Annotated in this window: 13 protein-coding genes; 7 read left to right on the forward strand and 6 right to left on the reverse strand. The window is 68.1% G+C overall.

Annotated features, from left to right (window positions below; all coding sequences use genetic code 11):
• Positions 1-84 precede the first annotated feature (84 nt).
• From IHE46_RS11560 to IHE46_RS11570, 3 genes are all read right to left on the reverse strand, one after another.
• Positions 85-2,976 carry an EAL domain-containing protein gene (locus IHE46_RS11560; protein ID WP_192164793.1) on the reverse strand — a complete coding sequence of 964 codons (2,892 nt, stop codon included), beginning with the start codon at positions 2,974-2,976 and terminating at the stop codon, positions 85-87.
• 94 nt (positions 2,977-3,070) lie between these two features.
• Positions 3,071-4,108, reverse strand: a complete 1,038-nt coding sequence (locus tag IHE46_RS11565) for a LacI family DNA-binding transcriptional regulator (protein ID WP_192164794.1) — start codon at positions 4,106-4,108, stop codon at positions 3,071-3,073.
• A 284-nt stretch (positions 4,109-4,392) separates the two neighbouring features.
• Positions 4,393-4,968 (reverse strand): DNA-3-methyladenine glycosylase I, encoded by a 576-nt coding sequence (locus IHE46_RS11570; protein WP_192164795.1) that lies wholly within the window; start codon positions 4,966-4,968, stop codon positions 4,393-4,395.
• Positions 4,969-5,068: 100 nt separating this feature from the next.
• Here IHE46_RS11570 and IHE46_RS11575 point away from each other — a divergent pair, with 100 nt between their 5' ends.
• Together IHE46_RS11575 and IHE46_RS11580 are read left to right on the forward strand one after the other, a co-directional pair.
• On the forward strand, positions 5,069-5,950 hold the full coding sequence (locus tag IHE46_RS11575) for a DMT family transporter (RefSeq protein WP_225563004.1): 882 nt from the start codon (positions 5,069-5,071) through the stop codon (positions 5,948-5,950).
• An 88-nt stretch (positions 5,951-6,038) separates the two neighbouring features.
• On the forward strand, positions 6,039-7,154 hold the full coding sequence (locus tag IHE46_RS11580; protein WP_192164796.1) for a sterol desaturase family protein: 1,116 nt from the start codon (positions 6,039-6,041) through the stop codon (positions 7,152-7,154).
• Between the two features lie 7 nt (positions 7,155-7,161).
• On the opposite strand, the gene IHE46_RS11585 is transcribed toward IHE46_RS11580, so the two are convergent.
• Together IHE46_RS11585 and IHE46_RS11590 are read right to left on the reverse strand one after the other, a co-directional pair.
• A complete protein-coding gene (locus IHE46_RS11585; protein ID WP_192164797.1) occupies positions 7,162-8,109 on the reverse strand; it encodes a pyridoxal-phosphate dependent enzyme in 948 nt (315 codons plus the stop codon).
• The gene (locus IHE46_RS11590) at positions 8,106-9,104 is read right to left on the reverse strand and encodes an aldose epimerase (RefSeq protein WP_192164798.1); all 999 of its coding nucleotides are present in this window, start codon (positions 9,102-9,104) and stop codon (positions 8,106-8,108) included. Before IHE46_RS11590 ends, IHE46_RS11585 begins: the two co-directional genes overlap by 4 nt.
• Before the next feature lie 76 nt (positions 9,105-9,180).
• Between IHE46_RS11590 and pepN the strand changes: the two genes are divergently transcribed.
• A complete protein-coding gene (pepN, locus tag IHE46_RS11595; RefSeq protein WP_192164799.1) occupies positions 9,181-11,826 on the forward strand; it encodes an aminopeptidase N in 2,646 nt (881 codons plus the stop codon).
• Between the two features lie 66 nt (positions 11,827-11,892).
• Here the strand turns inward: pepN and IHE46_RS11600 are convergent, their stop codons facing one another.
• Positions 11,893-12,078, reverse strand: a complete 186-nt coding sequence (locus tag IHE46_RS11600) for a hypothetical protein (protein WP_192164800.1) — start codon at positions 12,076-12,078, stop codon at positions 11,893-11,895.
• Between the two features lie 602 nt (positions 12,079-12,680).
• On the opposite strand from IHE46_RS11600, the gene mnmG reads away from it, so the two are divergent.
• The 4 genes from mnmG to IHE46_RS11620 all read left to right on the forward strand — a co-directional run bounded on the left by mnmG (position 12,681) and on the right by IHE46_RS11620 (position 20,009).
• Positions 12,681-14,555 carry a tRNA uridine-5-carboxymethylaminomethyl(34) synthesis enzyme MnmG gene (gene mnmG, locus IHE46_RS11605; RefSeq protein WP_192164801.1) on the forward strand — a complete coding sequence of 625 codons (1,875 nt, stop codon included), beginning with the start codon at positions 12,681-12,683 and terminating at the stop codon, positions 14,553-14,555.
• Between the two features lie 81 nt (positions 14,556-14,636).
• Positions 14,637-15,419: an RDD family protein gene (locus IHE46_RS11610; protein WP_192164802.1), complete on the forward strand. Its 783-nt coding sequence runs from the start codon at positions 14,637-14,639 to the stop codon at positions 15,417-15,419.
• Between the two features lie 120 nt (positions 15,420-15,539).
• Complete coding sequence (locus tag IHE46_RS11615; protein WP_192164803.1) at positions 15,540-17,870, forward strand: Tex family protein; 2,331 nt, start codon at positions 15,540-15,542, stop codon at positions 17,868-17,870.
• A gap of 120 nt (positions 17,871-17,990) precedes the next feature.
• Positions 17,991-20,009 carry an autotransporter domain-containing protein gene (locus tag IHE46_RS11620; protein WP_192164804.1) on the forward strand — a complete coding sequence of 673 codons (2,019 nt, stop codon included), beginning with the start codon at positions 17,991-17,993 and terminating at the stop codon, positions 20,007-20,009.
• The last annotated feature ends 136 nt before the right edge of the window (positions 20,010-20,145 follow it).

A 20,145-nucleotide genomic window follows, 5' to 3' on the forward strand; every position in this document is an offset into this window, starting at 1 on the left:
CCAGGCCCGGCCGTCGAAAAGCGTCTCGCTGGAATGACCCCCGTTTCCAGATACGGCGCGGCAAGGTTTCCGGGGCGCGATGCTTCAGGCCGACGACGGATTCCGCACATTGACGAAATAGTGCTCGACGTCCGCTGCCGGCAGCGCCATGCCGAAACTGCGCCCTTGCAGTTCGTCGCACCCCATGCCGGCGAGGAAGATGGCCTGGCCCGGGGTTTCCACACCCTCGGCCGAAACCAGCATGCCTAGTTGGTGGCCCAACTCGATGATGGTTTGCACGATGGCGCCGTCGCCGGCATCGTCGGGCAGGTCTCGCACGAAGCTCTGGTCGATCTTCAGCTTGTCGATCGGGAATTGCTTCAGATAGGCGAGGCTGGAATAGCCGGTACCGAAATCGTCCAGCGCCAGGCGCACGCCCAGCGACTTCAGGCCGGCCAGCGTCAGGCGGATGCGCGCCACGTTTTCCATCAGCGCGCTTTCGGTCATCTCGATTTCCAGCATCGACCCCGGCACGCCGTGGCGCTTCAGCGCCGTGGCCACCTGCTCGACCAGATGCGGATGCTGTATCTGCTGGGCCGAAACGTTCACCGCAAGGGTAAACCGGCGGTGGCCGCGGTCGATCCACTCGCGCAGCTGACGCGCAGCCTGCGCGAACACCCAGCCGCCGATCTCCGGCATCAGGCCCAGCGCTTCGGCCACCGGAATGAAGCGACCCGGCATCACCTGGCCCTGATCGCCGCAATTCCAGCGCAGCAACGCCTCGAAACCGGTGAGTGCGTGGTCGAGCGCGCGGTATTGCGGCTGGTAATAGAGCACCAGTTCGTCGCGGCGCAGCGCATCGCGCAGGTGGCCGCCGAACAGCACGCGCTCGTCCAGCTCATGCTTCTGCGCGACGCTGAACTCGCCGATGCGGTCACGGCCCTCGCGCTTGGCCTGCATCATCGCCGCCTCGGCGCCGCGCAGCAGCGCGGCAGGGGTATCGCCATGCACGGGCGAGTGGCTGATGCCGGCGCTCGCGGTGAGCAGCAGGCGGTAATCACGTTCTTCGATGGGCCGCGCCACTTCGGCGCGCAGGCGCTCGGCGAGCGCGAGCGCCGCCTCCCGATCCAGGCCTTCCGCCGCCACCGCGAACTTGTCGCCGGCGATGCAGGCAAGCGGCCATTGCATGTCCAGCGCCGCACGCAGGCGGTCGGCCACGTGCCGCAGCACGTCGTCGCCGATCACGTGGCCCACCGACTCGTTGACCACCTGGAAACGGTCGAGGCCGAGCAATACCACCCAGACTTCGCTCCACGGATTGCGCAGCATCCCTGCGATGGCCTCTTCCAGCAGCGCGCGGCGCGGCAGGCCAGAAATCGGATCGTGGCTGGCCGCGTGGATCAGTTTCTCCTCGGCCTGATGACGACCGGTGATATCGCGTGCCACGGCGTAGAGCAGACCATCGGACGCGGCGAACGCGGTCCACTCCAGCCGGTGCTCGCTGCCGTCCCTGGCGATGCAGTGGTTGACGAACTCGCGCGTCTGCCCCGGCGCGATGGCCGCCGGGATCGCTTCCGCCGAGGCGTCGCCCGACGCCGGCAGCAAAAATTGCCGGTAGCTGTGCGCCTTCAGCTCGTCGGCGCCGTAGCCGGTGAGGCGCTGCAGGAAGGGGTTGAACTGCACGATGCGTTCCTCGCGCGGATCGAGGATGCAGAAGATCTCCTGCGACATCTCGAAGAAGCGATTGCGCTTGTGCAAGCGCTCGAGCAGGCGCGCACTTTCGATGGCGATGCCGGTGAGCGGCAGCAGGCGGTCGATGCTGTCCAGCTCGTCCGGGCGCGGCACACGCGGCTCGCGGTAATACACCGCGAACGTGCCCAGCACCTTGCCCCGGCTGTCGAACACGGGCGTCGACCAGCACGCGCGCAGGCCGTGCGCCATGGCTACCGACCGACCCCGCGTCCAGTACGGATGCGTGGCAATGTCTTCCACCACCACGCGCTTGCCGCGCCACGCCGCCGTGCCGCAGGAGCCGCATTCATCGGCGATTTCCAGCCCGCGGACGGCCTGGTTGTAGGTCTGCGGCAAACTGGGCGCGGCACCGTGCAGTAAGTATCGGCCGGTGTCGTCGAGTAGCAGCAGAGAGCACAGCGACCCCGGATTCAGCGCCTCGTGCAGGCGGGCGATGTTGCCGAGGTTTTCCGCCAGAGGGCATGGCGCGGCGATGCCGAGCAGGATCTCGTGCTGCCCGGCGGCCATGCGTTCGTCGCGCCTGCGCTCGGTGATGTCCTGGCAGACTCCCAGCATGCACACGGCGTGGCCGTCGGCATCCGCCTCCACCACGCCGCGGCTGTACAGCACGCGCTCTTCCCCGTCGGGCCGCTGGATGCGCTCCTCGAACTCGAATGCGCTGCAGTAGCGCAGCGCCCGCTGGATGGCGTCGGACACCCGTTCGCGGTCGTCCGCATGCACCCGCGCCAGATAGGCCTCGAACGTGGCCGTGTGCTGCGCCGGGTCCACGCCGTAGATGCGGTACAGCTCCTCCGACCATTCGACACGGTCGGTGGCGATCTCCCAGATCCAGTTGCCCACTTGCGCCAGCTCCTGGGCCTGATCCATCAGCCTCCGCTGCGCCTGCAGACGCAACTCTTCGCGCTTGCGATCGTCGATGTCCCGGAACAGCAGCGTGAGACCGTCGTGGGCCGGATACGCCCAGCCCACGAACCAGCGCCCGGGCTTTGCGAACCATCCCTCGACGGCGCGGGCCTGCTGTTCGGCCATGGCCTGTTCGCAGGTCGCGCGGAACGACTGCAGGGTTTCGTCCGCAAATTCCGTCCAGACCTGCTTGCCGAGCAGGTCTTCGCTACGGCCGCCGAAAAGGGCCGCGGCCGCGGCATTGACGTAGGTGCAGCGCCCGTCCGTGTCGAGCGCCAGGTACGCCTCGGGAACGCGCTCGAAGGCACGGCGTGATGCCGCCTCGTACGGATCGCTCCCCATGGATCACCGCCCCCCTTGCGCAGCGTTCCTCAGGCAGCTTATGCCTTCGCCCGCCTCCCCACAATGTGAGAGCGAGCACATTTTCTTCGCAAGATCATGCGCCAGCTCCGGGCCACAGGCTGGATCGCCGCACCTTCAGCTGCGCCGGCAACATGGCGCTTTCGGCGCCTTCGCCGTGGATCAGCCGCAGCAGCTGCTCCACCAGCACTTCGCCGGCCTTGCCGGTGTCCTGCCGCACAGTGGTCAGCGCGGGGTTGACGAAGCTGGCCATGGGAATGTCGTCGAAGCCGACCAGCGCCACATCGCCCGGTACGCTCAGGCCGCGCTCGGCCAGGGCGCGCAGGGCGCCGATCGCGATCAGGTCGCTGGCGCCGAACACCGCGTCGAATTTCTCGCCGCGTTCGAGCAGCAGCTCGGCCGCTTCGTAGCCGGCACGCTCGGTGGTCTCGGCGTCGGCCTGCAGGGATTCTTCCACCGGCAGCCCGGCCTCGTGCAGCGCCGCCGCATAACCGCGGTAGCGCTCGTGAAACTCGGGATAGTGCGGCGTGGCGTCGCCAAGGAAGGCGATGCGCCGGCAGCCCTGCTCGATCAGGTGGGCGGTGGCAAACCGGCCGCCGGCGAAATTGTCGCAACCGATCGACACCCCGGGCTGCCCGGGCAGCACCGCACCCCAGCGCACGAAGCGCGTGCCCTGCGCCACCAGCTTCTCCAGCTTGTCGCGGTGCGACTGGTAGTCGCCGTAGCCGAGCAGGATCAGGCCGTCGGCCTTCTGGCTGCCGGCGAAGTCGGCGTGCCAGTCGCGCGAGAACTGCTGGAACGAGATCAGCAGATCGTAGCCGCGCTGCGCGCTGGCGCGGGTGATCGAACCCAGCATCGAGAGGAAGAACGGGTTGATGTGCGAATCGTCGGCGGTGGGATCCTCGAACAGCAGCAGCGCCAGCGTGCCGGTGTGCTGGCGGCGCAGGTTGGAGGCGTTCTTGTCCACCTTGTAGTTGAGCCGGTCGGCCGCGGACTGGATGCGCCGCCGCGTCTCTTCGCTCACCAGCGGACTGCCGCGCAGCGCCCGCGACACCGTGGACTGCGAGACCCCGGCGAGGTGGGCGATGTCGAACGATGTGGCCTTTCCCTTCATCCGCGGGACCCGGTGATGCGTGGCATGGCCGCATCGTAACAGGGGCGAGATTTTGCGATCGCCGAGGCGCGCGGCGCGGTCACGTCCCCGGGCAAGCCGCCAGCAACGCCGCGTGCAGCGCCTCCACGTAGATGCGGCTGGCACGGAGCTGCGTGCCGGCGCGCTGGCGCGGCGGACAGTCCCAGTTGGAAGCGCGCGCAACTCGGCGACGCGGTCCAGTCGATCTGCGGCGCATCCACCCGCTGCACGCGCCGACCGAGCCGCACTTCGAAGCGATGGCCCGACTATCGGTGACCGCCGGCACACGCCTTGTGCCGGAAGCACCCCACGAGGTGATCGTTGATCATCCCCGTCGCCTGCATCAGCGAATAGCAGATGGTGGTGCCGACGAAGCGGAAGCCGCGCTTCTTCAGCGCCTTGCTCATGCGGTCGGAGAGCGGCGTGCTGGCGGGCACCTCGCTCTTGTCCTTCCAGCGGTTGAGCCACGGCTTGCCGTCCACGAACGACCAGAGGTAGGCATCGAGGCTGCCGAATTCGTCGATGACCTTCTGCGCGGCGATCGCGTTGTCGCGCGCCGCCGTCACCTTGAGGCGGTTGCGGATGATGCCCGGGTCGAGCAACAGTTTCTCCAGCTCGCGATCCTTCATCGCCGCCACGCGGGCGATGTCGAAACCGTGGAAGGCCTTGCGGTAGTTGTCGCGCTTGGCCAGCACGGTGCGCCACGACAGGCCCGCCTGCGCGCCTTCCAGGCAGAGGAACTCGAACAGCAGGTTGTCGTCGTGCAGCGGCACGCCCCATTCGGTGTCGTGGTAGGCGCACATCAGCGCGTCGTCGGCAGAAGCCCAGTGGCAACGTTGCATGCGGTGGTTCCGGCGGAGCGCGCTCGGCGCGAAGCGCACAGTGAACGCCGGCCGGCCTCCGGAGGCAATACACTCGCGCCTCCTCCACGCGATATCGCCCATGCCCGATCAACCTGCCTCGCAGCGCGGCGCCATGCTGGCGCTGCTCGCCACCATCCTGCTGTGGGCCTACAGCTGGGTAGTGATGAAGCAGGTCCTGGCGTTTGCGGGACCGTTCGACTTCGCGGCGATGCGCTACCTGCTTGGCGCGACCGTGCTGTTCGCGGCGCTGGCGCTGACGCGCCAGCCGCTGAAGCCGCCGCCCTTGCTCGCCACCGTTCTGATCGGCCTGTGCCAGACCGCGGCGTTCCAGGGCCTGGAGCAATGGGCGCTGGTCAGCGGCGGCGCGGGCCACGTGGCGCTGCTGGCCTACACCATGCCGTTCTGGGCGGTGCTGCTGGCGTGGCTGATCCTGCACGAGCGGCCCACGGGACGGCACTGGCTGGGCGTGTCGCTCGCCGCGCTGGGCCTCGTCTGCATCATCGAGCCGTGGCGCGGACTGGGCAATGCGGCGAGCACGACACTGGCCATCGCCGGCGGCGCGGCATGGGCGGCAGGCACCGTGCTGAGCAAGCGTCTGTTCCGGCTGCACGCGGTGTCCGCGCTCAATCTCACCGCGTGGCAGATGCTGGCCGGTGGCGTGGCGCTGGGCATCGTGGCGCTGGCGGTGCCGCAGCGTAGCATCACGTGGAGCGGCGCCTTCGTCGCCGGTTTGGCGTACAGCGTGCTGATGGCGTCCAGCCTGGCATGGTGGCTATGGTCGATCGTGCTGCGCCGCTTGCCCACCACGCTGGCCAGCGTGGGCAGCCTCGGCGTGCCCATCGTGGGCGTGCTGCTGGCGTGGGCGATCCTGCACGAGGAGCCCAGGCCGATGGAATGGCTGGGCATCGCCTTCGTGCTGCTGGGGCTGTGCGCGGTGAGCGGCGTGAGACTGCGGCGCTGAGCGCATCGCAAATTCGCGCGGCCGCATTCAGCGCGACACCGAAGCCGCGGCGGTATCATGCGGGCTGCCGTTCCCCGCGGATTTGCCGATGTTTTCGCTGCTTCAATTGTGGTCACACCTGGTCGATTGGCTGAGCGCCCATGCGGTGACGCCTGCGCTCGACCTGCTGCATCTCGGCAAGCTCTCCGGCGATCCGCGCGACATCGCCGCATCGCTGCTGATCGCCGCGCTGCAGATCTGCATCATCGGCTTCCTCTTCCGGCCGCTGGAAACCTTCTTCCCTGCGGAGAAGTGGACCGACCGCAAGCTCACCCTGGTGGACCGCAACTACACGGTGATGATGCTGGTGGGCATCTTTCCGCTGTTCACGTACCTGATCCTGATGCCCTTCAGCAACCTGCTTGGCGGTGCCGACGCGGGCACTTCCAGCACCGGCTCGCCGCTGGCGCTGACCACCCTGGTGCCGTGGTTCAACGGCCATCCCTACGTGCTGTTCGGCGTGTACTACCTGGTATACGACTTCGTGTACTACTGGATGCACCGCACCCAGCACGCGCTGCCGTGGTGGTGGGCGCTGCACAGCATGCACCACAGCACGCGGCAGATGAGCTGCTGGACGAACGACCGCGGCAACCTGATCGACGGCTTCATCCAGTCGATGATCCTCGCCGTGGTGGGCCTCGCGATGGGCGTGGATCCCGACGAATTCGCGTGGCTGATGCTGCTGGGCGAGCTGGTGCAGAACCTGTCGCACACCAACACGCGCCTCGGCTTCGGGCGCCTGTTCGAGCGCCTGCTGGTCGATCCGAAATTCCACCGCCTGCACCACATGCTGGTCGATCCCGAGCGCCCCGGGCTGCACAACTGCAACTTCGGCCAGGTGTTCTCGATCTGGGACGTGCTGTTCGGCACCGCGCTGTACGGCGAGCCGCCGCGCCCCACCGGCGTGGGCGACCCCGTGGTGGACGCGGACAACAATCACGGCCTGCTCGGCCTGCACTGGGCTTCGACGAAGCGCTTCCTGTGCACGGTATTCCGGCGGGAGGGCTGGAAGCCGGGCGAGGTGGCGTTCGATCCGGTCACCCTGCGCCCGGTCCCGGTCGACCAGCTCGACCTGCACGCGCTGGCGCACCACCTGCCCGGGGCTCACCCCACGGCGCAGGCCGAGCCGGCAATGCCCGTCGAGGAATCCGCCGCGGCCTGAGCCTGCGTCACCACGGCAATGCGTCGAGGTCGACGTTGCCGCCGGTGAGCACCAGGCCCACGCGCATGCCGGCGAAACGTCGGGGCTGCTTGAGCATCGCTGCCAGCACGGTGGCGCTGGACACCTCCACCACCTGTTTCAGTTCGCTCCACAGCAGGCGCATCGCGGCGACGGTTTCCGCGTCGCTCACCGTGATGACTTCCACGCGGTGCGCGCGCAAGGCTTCGAAATTCGGCTGGCCCATCAAGGCGCGCAGGCCGTCGCACACCGTGTCCGGCGACAGGCTTTCGATGCGCGCGCCCGCTGCCAGCGAGCGGGCCGCATCGTCGGCACCAGCGGGTTCCGCAGCGAACAGCGCAAGCCCCGGCTTCAGCGCATGCGCGGCGATGGCCACGCCGGCGGCCAGGCCGCCACCGCCGACCGGCGTGATGAGTGCATCGAGCTGCGGCGCCTGGCCCAGCAATTCCAGCGCAAGGGTTCCCTGCCCCGCCATCACCCGCGCATCGGCATAAGGATGCACCAGCGCGGCGCCAGTCTGCGCCTGCACCTGATCGCACATCGCTTCGCGTGCGGCCTGCGTGGGCGCGCAGCGATGCAGCGTGCCGCCGGCGCGCGCGATGGCTTCCAGCTTGGCCTGCACGGCACCCTCGGGCACTACCACGTGCGCCTGGATACCGCGCGTGGCAGCGGCCAGCGCCAGCGCGTTGCCGTGATTGCCGGAGGAATGCGTGACCACGCCGCGCGCTGCCTCCTCGTCCGACAGCGACCAGACCGCATTGCACGCGCCGCGGAACTTGAACGCGCCGCCGCGCTGCAGGTTCTCGCACTTGAAGTGCAGCTCGGCGCCGACCAGCGCATCCAGTACCGCGCTGCGCAGCACCGGCGTCACCACCGCATGCGGCGCGATGCGCGCGGCGGCGTCGCGGATGGCGCCGATGTCGGGCAGCGCGTTCATGCCTTCACGATCTCCACGCCGCAGCGGTAGCGGCGTTCCGCACCCGGCAGCAGGCGGATCGCATCCGCGCATTCGGGCCGGTTGAACGCGTTCGCCATGCACTCCATCGGCTCCAGCGCAATGGCGCGGCGCACATCGCGGCTGATCGTGTCGGAAGTGAAGGCATGCATCAGGCCATGCTCCTGCCACACCACCAGCGCACGGCCGCTGGCCGGATCGCGCAGGTGGGTGCGGATGCGGCCATCGGCATCCGGCTGCAATTCGTTGTAGCTCTGGTCGAGGATCTGCCCGCCGATCGCGCGCGGCTCACGGAAATCCATCGCGGGGGCATCGTCCAGCGCCACATACGCCGCCGCGCCGGGCAGCGCGATCAGGTCGGCGCCGGTGCGGATCAACCCTTCACCGGGAATCTGCAGCTCCCAGCCGTCCACCAGTGCATCGGCCAGACGGAAATACGGGTGCCAGCCGAAGAAGCACGGCGCCGCGCTGTCGCCCACGTTGCGCATCGCGACTTCCAGCGTCAGGCCGGCTGCGTCCAGCGTGAACGTCACTGCCAGGTCGATCGAGTGCGGATAGCCCGGCTGCGGACGGATCGCAGGCGTGGCCAGCGTCACGTGCGCCTGCCGTTCGTCCGCGGCAAGCGCGGCGAGATCGAAGGTGGTGCCGCGCACGAAACCATGGCGGCTGGCGCGCGCGTCGCCCACCACGCCGGGCTGCAGGTCCTGCGGCTGGCCGTCGAAGGTGTAACGCGCATCGGCGATGCGACCGCCGAACGGCACCATGATCGCGAAGCGCGAACCGGAGCGTGCGACGATTTCCGCATCGTCGCGGTAGCCGTCGGCGTAATCGAACCACGTGCCGCCCTCGCTCGCCTCGAAGTTCAGCAGCGCCGCACCGAGCCGCGCGATGCGCACGCGGCGCCCACCCACGGCATCTTCCAGTTGCACTACGGGCTGCTTGCCCAGCATGGCTTCGGTGGCAAGAAAGCGCGTCATCGGCGAACTCCGGTTGAAGGCGGGGGAAAGACCCCGCATGTTAGCCTGATCCATTCCTTCGCCTGATTGTCCCCGCATGAACGCCCGACCCGACGCCCCCAGCCTGCCGATCCGCCTCGCCGACTACCGGCCGCCGGCCTGGCGGGTGGAACGGGCGGAACTGGAATTCGAGCTGGACATCGCCGCGACCGAAGTGAGCGCGAAGCTGCTGCTGCGCCGCGATCCCGCCCAGGACGAACCGCTGCGACTCGACGGCGAGAACCTCGAACTGCTCGCCATCGCGCTGGACGGCCAGCCGCTGCCGGCCGATGCGTGGCGCCTGTTCGACGGCGGCCTGGAAGTGGACGGCGCGCGCGACGGCAGCGTGCTGGAAACATGCGTGCGCGTGCATCCCGCCGCGAACACCGCGCTGGAAGGCCTGTACCTTTCCGGTCCGCGCGAGACCGGCTTCCTGCTCACTCAATGCGAGGCGCAGGGGTTCCGCCACATCACGTTCTTCCCGGACCGCCCCGACGTGCAGTCCATCTATACCGTGACGCTGCGCGCCGACCGCGCGCGTTTCCCGGTGCTGCTGGCCGGCGGCGATCCCGATGGTGCGGGCGAGCTGCCCGATGGTCGCCACTGGGCGCGCTTCGCCGATCCGCATCCCAAGCCCGCCTATCTTTTCGCCCTGGTCGCCGGCCGGCTGGAAAAGATCGAACGCGACTACCGCACCGCCGACGGCCGCGACGTGCAGCTGAAGATCTGGGCCGAGGCCGACGCCATCGCCAGTTGCCACTACGCGATGGATGCACTGGAACGCTCGATGCGCTGGGACGAGCAGACCTACGGGCGCAACTACGACCTCGACGTGTTCCACGTCGTCGCCACCCACGACTTCAACATGGGCGCGATGGAGAACAAGGGCCTCAACATCTTCAACACGAAGTGCCTGCTGGCCGATCCCGACTCCAGCACCGACGACGAATACCGCCGCGTGGAAGCGGTGGTCGCGCACGAGTATTTCCACAACTGGAGCGGCAACCGCGTCACCTGCCGCGACTGGTTCCAGCTGAGCCTCAAGGAAGGCTTCACCGTTTACCGCGAGCAGTGCTTCTCCGCCGACATGAACTCGGCGCCGCTGAAGCGCATCGAGGACGTGGCCCTGCTGCGTCGCGCGCAGTTTCCCGAGGACGCGGGCCCGCTGGCGCACCCGGTGCGCCCCGCCGAGTACCGCGAGATCAACAATTTCTACACCGCCACTGTGTACGAGAAAGGTGCCGAGCTGGTGCGCATGCTGGCAGGCAAGCTGGGTGCGGAAGGTTTCCGCCGCGGCAGCGACCTGTACTTCAGCCGCAACGACGGACGCGCCGCCACCATCGAGGATTTCCTCGCCGCGCTCGGCGAAGCGAACGGCATCGACCTCACGCCCTATCTCGCGTGGTACGGCCAGGCCGGTACGCCGCGGTTGCGGGCGCATGGCGAATACGATGCCGCACGCCGCGAATACGCGCTCACGCTGTCGCAGCGCACTCCGACCAGCCAGCAGCAACCGCACAAGCAGCCCGTGCCGATACCGGTGAAGCTGGCGCTGTTCGGCAAAGACGGCCGGATGCTTCCCTTGCATCTGGACGGCCAGACGGCCGACCGCGAGATCGTGGTGGTGCTGACCGAGGCCGAGCAGCGCTTCGTGTTCCGCGACGTGGCCGAACGACCCGTACCCTCGCTGCTGCGCGGCTTCTCCGCACCGGCGATCCTGGAATGCGATTACGCGCCGACCGAACTCGCGCTGCTGCTGAGCCACGATCCCGACGGCTTCAACCGCTGGGAGGCCGGCCAGCAGCTCGCCGTGCGCGCCATCGACGCCTTGCGCGACGGCACCGCCGCCGATGCCGTGGATGCCTGGTGCGACGCGCTGGCCACCCTGTTCGGCGATGCGCGCGTCGACGATGCGCTGCTCGCCGGCCTGCTTACTCCGCCCGGCGAGATCGAGCTGGCGGAACGCGAGACGGCGGTCGATCCGACGCGCATCCATGCACTGCGCCAGCAATTGCAGCACCGCCTCGCCACGCGCATCGGCGGCGATGCGCTGGACGCGCGCTATCGCGCACTTGCCGCACGATCCACGGCCGACATCGACGCCGCCAGCCAGGCCGGGCGCAGCCTCAAGCAGCGCGTGCTGCAGCTGCTGGCCCTGCTCGATGCCGGCAAGGCCTGCGACCATGCGGTCGCGCAATACCGCGATGCGCCCAGCATGACCGACCGCCTCGCCGCGCTCGCCGTGCTGGCGCGATACGACGCCGCGCGCAGCAGCGAGCCGCTGGCGCACTACCGCACGCGCTATGCGAACGATCCGCTGGCGCTCGACAAGTGGTTCGCGCTGCAGGCGCAATTGCCGGGCGAAGCTGCGCTGGCCCGCGTGCAGGCGCTGGAGGGCGACCCCGCCTTCACGCTGAAGAATCCGAACCGTGCCCGCGCCCTGCTGGGCACCTGGGCCAACGGCAACCCTACCGGCTTCCATCGCCCCGACGGTGCCGGCTACCGGCTGTATGCCGAACGCCTGCTGGCGCTGGATGCGCTGAACCCGCAGATCGCCGCCCGCCTCGCCACCGCGTTCAACGGTTGGCAGCGGCTGGAACCGCAGCGTCGCGAAGCGGCTCATGCCGCGCTGGCGTCCTTGATGGCCCACGACAAGATTTCGCGCAATCTCGCGGAGATCGCGGGCAACATGCTCAAGGGCTGAAACGCAAAGCGGCGGCCGTGGCCGCCGCTTCATTCCCGCCGGGCTTTGCGCCCGACCGGGACAGGTTCATACCGGCAGGCTGCTCAGCGCGGTGCGCAGCCGCACGATGCGCGACTCCAGACGCGGCAGCAACGCCACCCGCTCGCTCTCGGCGCGCTCCTCCAGGGTTTCCATCGCCATCTCTATGCGGCCGATCTCGATCAGCAGATCGTGATGCGGAAAGACCTTTTCGAAATCGATGTTGGCGCCCATGGCAGCTCCCCGTTTCCTGTTGCCAAGAGCATGCATCGGTTGTGCCAAAGTGTGATTTTGGTCACGCAGCGCAATCCGGCCATCGCGCGAAACTGACGCACCACGTCAGCAGCTGTCATGCACCGGCAGAAAGTTGCGCCATAGTCACCGCATGTTCACCTTCTTGCGGCGATTATCGATCCACGATCTGGCGGACGGGGTAGCCAGATATCCAAGTTTCCCAGTTTCTGGCGTCCGGCATTACGGTCATCCTGGATTCCCCCTGTTCCTGAGACCGCCGGGCGCCAGATCTAAACAACGAAACCCCGCATTTTGCGGGGTTTCGTTTTTTCCGTCGCAGAAAACGACGGAGGCGATTCGGGCATCGCGCCGGCAACGGCCCCGGGTTGAATGTCGACCAAAAAACGACGGCGCCCCGAAGGGCGCCGTCCTGCTCCCTTTCATGGCACGCGATCAGGCCCCTGTCCTCCCGATCCCGGCGCACGTATTCGCGCAGCCGCTGCCCATGAAAGTGCAGGACAGGTAAAGCAGTTTGCATGCCAAGTGCCTCTTGGTGTGCGCGGTATCATTGAAACCTACCCGGCTCCAACCAGAACGCACCCATGCTCCATCCCACCCACTACGACGTGATCGTGATCGGCGGCGGCCACGCCGGCACCGAAGCTGCGCTGGCGGCCGCGCGCACCGGCGCGCGCACGCTGCTGTTGACCCACAGCATCGAAACCGTGGGCGCGATGAGCTGCAACCCGGCCATCGGCGGCATCGGCAAGGGTCACCTGGTGAAGGAGATCGATGCGCTGGGCGGCGCGATGGCGCATGCGGCGGACCTCGCCGGCATCCAATGGCGCACGCTCAATGCCTCCAAGGGGCCGGCGGTGCGCGCCACCCGCTGCCAGGCCGACCGTGCGCTGTACCGCGCCGCGATCCGCCACATCGTGGAGAGCCAGCCCAACCTCGACCTGTTCCAGCAGGCGGTGGACGACCTGATCGTGGAAGGCGACCGCGCCGTGGGTGTGGTGACGCAAATGGGCGTTTCCTTCCGTGCAAGGTCGATTGTGCTCACGGCGGGCACCTTCCTCGCCGGCAAGATCCACATCGGCCCCGCCCAGTACGCCGGTGGCCGCGCCGGCGACCCGCCGGCCAGCGCGCTGGCGGCGCGGCTGCGCGAGCTGCCGCTGGCGGCGGACCGCCTCAAGACCGGCACGCCGCCGCGCATCGACCGGCGCAGCATCGATTTCTCCGGGCTGGAGGAACAGCGCGGCGACGATCCGGCGCCGGTGTTCTCCTACCTCGGCTCGCGCGACGAACACCCGCGTCAGGCGAGCTGCTGGATCACCCACACCACCGAACGAACGCACGAGCTGATCCGCGGCGCACTCGACCGCTCGCCGCTCTACACCGGCCAGATCGAAGGCGTAGGCCCCCGCTACTGCCCGTCCATCGAGGACAAGGTGGTGCGCTTCGCGGAGAAGGCCTCGCACCAGATCTTCATCGAGCCGGAAGGGCTGGGCACGTTCGAAATCTACCCGAACGGCATCTCCACCTCGCTGCCGTTCGACGTGCAGCTGGCGCTGGTGCAGTCGATCAAGGGCTTCGAACACGCGCACATCACGCGGCCGGGCTACGCCATCGAATACGACTACTTCGATCCGCGCGGCCTCAACCCCTGGCTGGAGACCAAGGCGATTCCCGGCCTGTACTTCGCCGGCCAGATCAACGGCACCACCGGCTACGAGGAGGCCGGCGCGCAGGGCCTGATCGCCGGCCTCAACGCCGCGCTGTCCGCACAGGGCAAGGCGCCGTGGTACCCGCGCCGCGACGAGGCCTACATCGGCGTGCTGATCGACGATCTCACCAGCAACGGCACCATCGAGCCCTACCGCATGTTCACCTCGCGCGCCGAATACCGGCTGCACTTGCGCGAGGACAATGCCGACCTGCGCCTGACCGAGCAGGGCTATACGCTGGGCGCGGTGCCGCAGGCGCGCTTCGACGCGCTGCGCGCAAAGCGCGAGTCGGTGGAACGCGAGACGCAGCGCCTCGCCGCGTTGTGGGCCGCACCGAACAATGCATTGGGCGCGGCGATCGAACGCCAGCTCGGCATCGCGCTGAGCCGCGAGACCAATGCGCTGGACCTGCTGCGCCGCCCCGAGGTGGACTACACCGCACTCGCCACGGTCGCCGGCCTCGGCCCCGCCGTGGAGCGCGAGGACGTGGCCGCGCAGGTCGAGGTGCAGACCAAGTACGCGGGTTACCTGGAGCGCCAGCGCGACGAAATCGAGCGCCAGCGCCGCCACGAGCAGACCGCGATTCCGTCCAGCTTCGACTACGACAAGGTGCGCGGCCTGTCTTCCGAAGTGCTGCTCAAGCTTAAGCGCGTGCAGCCCGCCACCCTCGGCCAAGCCGCGCGCATCAGCGGCGTCACTCCCGCGGCGATCTCGCTGCTGCTGGTGCATTTGAAGCGCCACGCCGCCTGAGCATTTCCCGCCTTCCGGCACACCCCACGCAACACGTGGCATGGCATCATCGAGGCATTCACCACCCGGGGAGTGCATGCGATGGAAATCTGGATCGGACGCAACGGCGAACGCCATGGCCCGTACAAGGAAGAGGACGTGCGCGCGTGGCTGCGCAGCGGCCAGGTCAGCGGCAGCGATCTCGCGTGGCGCGAAGGCCTCGCCGACTGGCAGCCGCTGTCGGTGCTGTACCCCGATGCGACGCCTGCCACGACCCAAGCCACGGGCGGCTCTTATCCGCCGCCGCCTGCCGCAGCACCAGGTTTCCCCCAGACCACGGCCGCGTCGCTGGAAGACTACGCGGGTTTCTGGAAGCGCGTGGCGGCTTACATCCTCGACGCCATCATCCTGTGGATTCCGCAGATGCTGGTCGAATCGGTCACCGGCGCCAGCGCCGCGAAGAAGGTCATGAACGACGCGATCCAGAGTGCGGCCGGTGACATGCAGGCCATCCACGAGGCGCAGGTGCACTACTTCGTTGCCGCATGGCCGGCCATGCTGATCGGCCTCGTGATCGCCGTGCTGTACTTCGGTTTCTGCGAAAGCTCGGCCTGGCAGGGCACGGTGGGCAAGCTGGCCCTGGGTATCCGCGTCACCGACCTGGATGGCCGGCGAATCAGCCTCGGCCGCGCCATCGGGCGCTATTTCGGCAAGCTGCTCAGCGCCATCATTCTCTGCATCGGCTTCATCATGGTGGCCTTCACCCAGCGCAAGCAGGGCCTGCACGACATCATCTGCAACACCCTGGTGCTGAACGGCCGCGCCAGCGAGTTCAAGGATGCGACCACGAAGCCGACGGGCAACGGCGGTTCGTTCAACGCCTGATCCGCCGTCTGGCGAACACGGCGCCGGGGTCCGCCCCGGCGCCGCTTTCTTTTCCGGGGCGATGTGGCCTGCTTGTTATCATCGTCGACTCGCTCCACCTGCAAGGACACGCTCCATCCCATGCTCAGCATCGAACAACGCATTGCCCAGGACATCGCCGCCAAGACCGAACAGGTGCGCGCGGCGGTCGATTTGCTCGACGGCGGCGCCACCGTGCCGTTCATCGCGCGCTACCGCAAGGAAGTCACCGGCGGTCTCGATGACACCCAACTCCGCCTGCTGGAAGAACGCCTGCACTACCTGCGCGAACTGGAGGAGCGCCGCGCCGCGATCCTCGCCAGCGTCGAGGAACAGGGCAAACTCACCGATGCGTTGAAGAACGACATCCTCGCCGCCGACACCAAGGCGCGCCTGGAAGACCTCTACCTGCCCTACAAGCCGAAGCGCCGCACCAAGGCGCAGATCGCGCGCGAGGCGGGGCTGGAACCGCTGGCGCTAGGCCTGCGCGAAGATCCCACGCAAACACCCGAGACTTTCGCGGAAACCTTCGTCGATGCCGACAAGGGCGTGCCCGATGCGCGCGCTGCGCTCGACGGCGCCCGCGCGATCCTGATGGAGTCCATCGCCGAAGACGCGCACCTGGTGGGCGAACTGCGCGACTGGCTGTGGGACAAGGGCCAGATCCGCGCCAAGGTAGTGGAGGGCAAGGAAAACGAGGGTGCCAAGTTCCGCGACTACTTCGATCACATGGAAGCCGTCGGCAAGATTCCCTCGCACCGCTTGCTGGCGCTGATGCGCGCGCGCAACGAAGGCGTGATCGAGCTGGACCTGCTGCCCGCGGCAGAGGCCGAGCAGGGCCACGCCGAAGGCGAAGGCCGCGTGGCCGCGCATGCCGGCATTCATGACCGTGGCCGTCCGGCCGATACATGGCTGCGCGAGACCGTACGCCTGACCTGGCGCGTGAAGCTGCATTTGCACCTCACGCTGGACCTGTTCGGCCGCGTGCGTGAAGGCGCGGAAGACGAAGCGATCCGCGTGTTCGGCGACAACCTCAAGGACCTGATGCTGGCCGCGCCGGCCGGCGCCAAGACGGTGATGGGACTCGACCCCGGCATCCGCACCGGCTGCAAGGTGGCCGTGGTCGATGCCACCGGCAAGCTGCTGGCCACCGACACCATCTATCCGCACGAGCCGCGCCGGCAGTGGAACGAGTCGCTGGCCGCGCTGGCGCGCCTGTGCCAGAAGCACAGCGTGGACCTCATCGCCATCGGCAACGGCACCGCCTCGCGCGAGACCGACAAGCTGGCCGGCGAACTCATCAAGGGCCTGGCCAGGACGCACGCCGAGCACAAGCTGTCGAAGGTCGTGGTGAGCGAGGCCGGCGCCTCGGTGTACTCCGCGTCGGAAACCGCCGCGAAGGAATTCCCCGAGCTGGACGTGAGCCTGCGCGGTGCCGTCTCCATCGCACGCCGCCTGCAAGACCCGCTGGCCGAACTGGTGAAGATCGAACCCAAGGCGATCGGCGTGGGCCAGTACCAGCACGACGTGAACCAGGTGAAGCTGGCGCGCGCGCTGGACGCCAGGGTCGAGGACTGCGTAAACGCGGTGGGCGTGGACGTGAACACCGCCTCCGCTGCGCTGCTGTCGCGCGTGGCCGGCCTTTCCGCCAGCGTGGCCGAGAACGTGGTGAAGCACCGCGACGCCAACGGCGCCTTCGCCAACCGCAAGGCGCTGCTCAAGGTGCCGCGCCTGGGCGACAAGGCGTTCGAGCAGTGCGCGGGCTTCCTGCGCGTGCCCAATGGCGACAACCCGCTGGATGCCAGCGCGGTACACCCCGAAGCCTATCCGGTGGTGGAGCGCATCATCGCCCAGTGCGGCCGTGAGGTGCGCAACATCATCGGCGACACCGGCTTCCTGCGCGGCCTCAAGCCCGAGCAGTTCACCGACGAGAAGTTCGGCGTGCCCACGGTGCGCGACATCCTCAAGGAACTGGAAAAGCCCGGTCGCGACCCGCGCCCCGAATTCGTCGCGCCCAGCTTCGCCGAGGGCGTGGAGGACGTGAAGGACCTGCGCCCGGGCATGATCCTCGAAGGCCGCGTCACCAACGTCGCCGCATTCGGCGCCTTCGTGGACATCGGCGTGCACCAGGACGGCCTCGTGCATGTCTCGGCGCTGTCGCACACCTTCGTGAAGGATCCGCGCGACGCGGTGAAGGCCGGCGACATCGTCAAGGTGAAGGTGATGGAGGTGGACATCCCGCGCCAGCGCATCGGCCTGTCGATGCGCCTCGACGACGAACCGGGCCAGGCGCGCGGCAAGCCGGCTGGCGGCGATGCCCGCCCCGGGCAGCGCGACGCCCGTGGTCCGCGTCCGGGCGCTGCGCCCAAGCAGGCGCCCGCCCCGGCCAACAGCGCCTTCGCCGACGCGTTGACGCGCGCGATCAAGCGCTGAAGCCGGTGCCCGGACCGCATGCTGCGGCGATGCGCTGCAGCATGCGGTTCCGTATGGAATGCCTTACCGTAACCGTAACGTCTAGCTAACAAGGCCATTCCGGCCGTGGGGAGTGTTTTCATGCTTCGTACCCGTCACCTGGTCGGCGCCATCGCCACCGCCCTGCTGTTCAGCACCGCCGCCAGCGCCACCGATTTCAGCAAGGTCATCGTGTTCGGCGACAGCCTGAGCGATGCCGGCAACATCTCGCTGGCGAGCAACCCGGCTATCCAACCGCCGCTGGAATTCACCACCAACCCGGGCCACGTGGCCGTGCAGGATCTCGCCGGTAGCCTGGGCTACACCCTGGGGCCGTCGCTCGCAGGCGGCACCGATTACGCCTGGGGCGGCGCCGGCGTGCTGACCAACTCGCCCGGCACGCCGTCCGCGGTGCCGACGATCACCGACCAGGTGGACGCCTATCTCGCTGCAGGCAGCGTCGACTCGCATGCCCTGTATTCGATGTGGGGCGGCGCGAACGATATCTTCTACGCCGCTACCTCGGCCGGCGCCGCAGCCACGGCGCAGCAGCTGATCCAGCAGAACGTGGCCGCGCAGATCGCCCAGCTGCAGCTCGCCGGCTACACCGCCGCGCAGATCCAGGCGCTGACGCCCACCATCACCCAGCAGGTGACCGCCGCGGTGACCCAGCAGGTGCAGGCCGCCGCCGGCGTCTCCACGCTGATGACCGCCGACCAGGCCCAGGCCTCGATCGTCGCGGCCGCCCAGCAGGAAGTGAAGCTGATCGGCGCACTGCAGTCCGCCGGCGTCAAGAACATCCTGGTGTTCAACCTGCCCAATATCGGCCTGACGCCCGACGGCACCGGGCAAGGCGCTACGGCTGCCGGGCAGCTGACCGATCTCAGCGTGATCTTCAACGGCACGCTCAACACCGGTCTGGGTCAGATGGGCAAGGGCATCATCCCGGTCAACACCTATGCATTGATCAACGAGGTGATCGCCAACCCGTCGCTCTACGGTTTCAGCAACGTCACCACGCCGGCCTGCGGTGCCGGCTCCAGTTCGGTGCAGTGCGGTCCGCAAGGCTCTGGCCTGCCTTACACCTACGCTGCAGGCGCTGACCAGAGCTATCTGTTCGCCGATGGCGTCCACCCCACCACGGCGGCGCACGCCATGCTGGCCCAGGTGGTGCTGTCCGAACTCAACGCGCCTGGCCAGATTTCGCTGCTCGGCGAGACCGCATTGGCCAGCACCACCGCGCAGACCAGCGCGATCCGCAACGAAATGCTGGCCGACAGCAACGGCGGCGCCACCCGCGCCTTCGTCAACGTGAACTATGCGCACCAGAGCTACGACGCGCAGAGCAACTCGCCGAAGACCACCAGCAACGACGTCAACCTCACCCTGGGCGCCGACGCGCACATCAACGACAACCTCTCGGCCGGCATCGCGCTGGGCGTGGGCCAGAGCAACGCCAGCTTCGCTGGCGGCGGCGGCTACCAGCTGCAGGACATCAGCGGCCTGGGCTACCTCACCTACCACCAGGGCGGCGGCTACGTGGGCGGCTACCTGAACTTCGGCCAGTCCAACTTCAGCGACATCGACCGTCGCATCCAGATCGGCGCCGATTCGCGTGGCGAAACCGGCAAGGCCGACGGCTCGCACCTGGGCGGCGGCCTCACCGGCGGCTGGTGGTTCGATTTCGGCACCCTGCGCACCGGCCCGTACGCCAACCTCGAGTGGGCGACGATCAAGATCAACGGCTACAGCGAAGACGGCAGCGACAGCACCGCCATGTGGTTCGGCCGCCAGCAGCGCAATGCGCTGATCGGCACGCTGGGCTGGCGCGTGCAGGGCAACTGGCAGGCCGGCAACACCGTGCTGACGCCCTACGCGGACATCGGCTGGAACAACGACAGCAAGGCGGATACGCGCGACATCACCGCCGGCCTCAACACCATGAACGGCAGCTTCGCGCTCGCGGGCTTCACGCCCGACAAGAACTGGGGTTCCGTCGACCTGGGCCTATCCGCGCAGTTCAACCAGCGGCTCAGCGGCTGGGTCAGCTACAACGGCCACTTCAGCGACAACAGCCAGACGTACAACAGCGTCAACCTGGGCCTGAAGTACGCCTTCTGATCGCTGCGGCCGGATCTTTCGGCCCGCTGGAAAGAACGGCCAGGGATGGCCGCCTTTTCCGACTCTGCCACCAGAGTCGGCTGCAATAAAAAAGCCGTCCGCAATGCGGACGGCTTTTTCGTATGCCAGCCTTGTC

Source organism: Rhodanobacter sp. DHG33 (assembly GCF_014843005.1).
In the GTDB taxonomy this organism is placed as follows: Bacteria; Pseudomonadota; Gammaproteobacteria; order Xanthomonadales; family Rhodanobacteraceae; genus Rhodanobacter_A.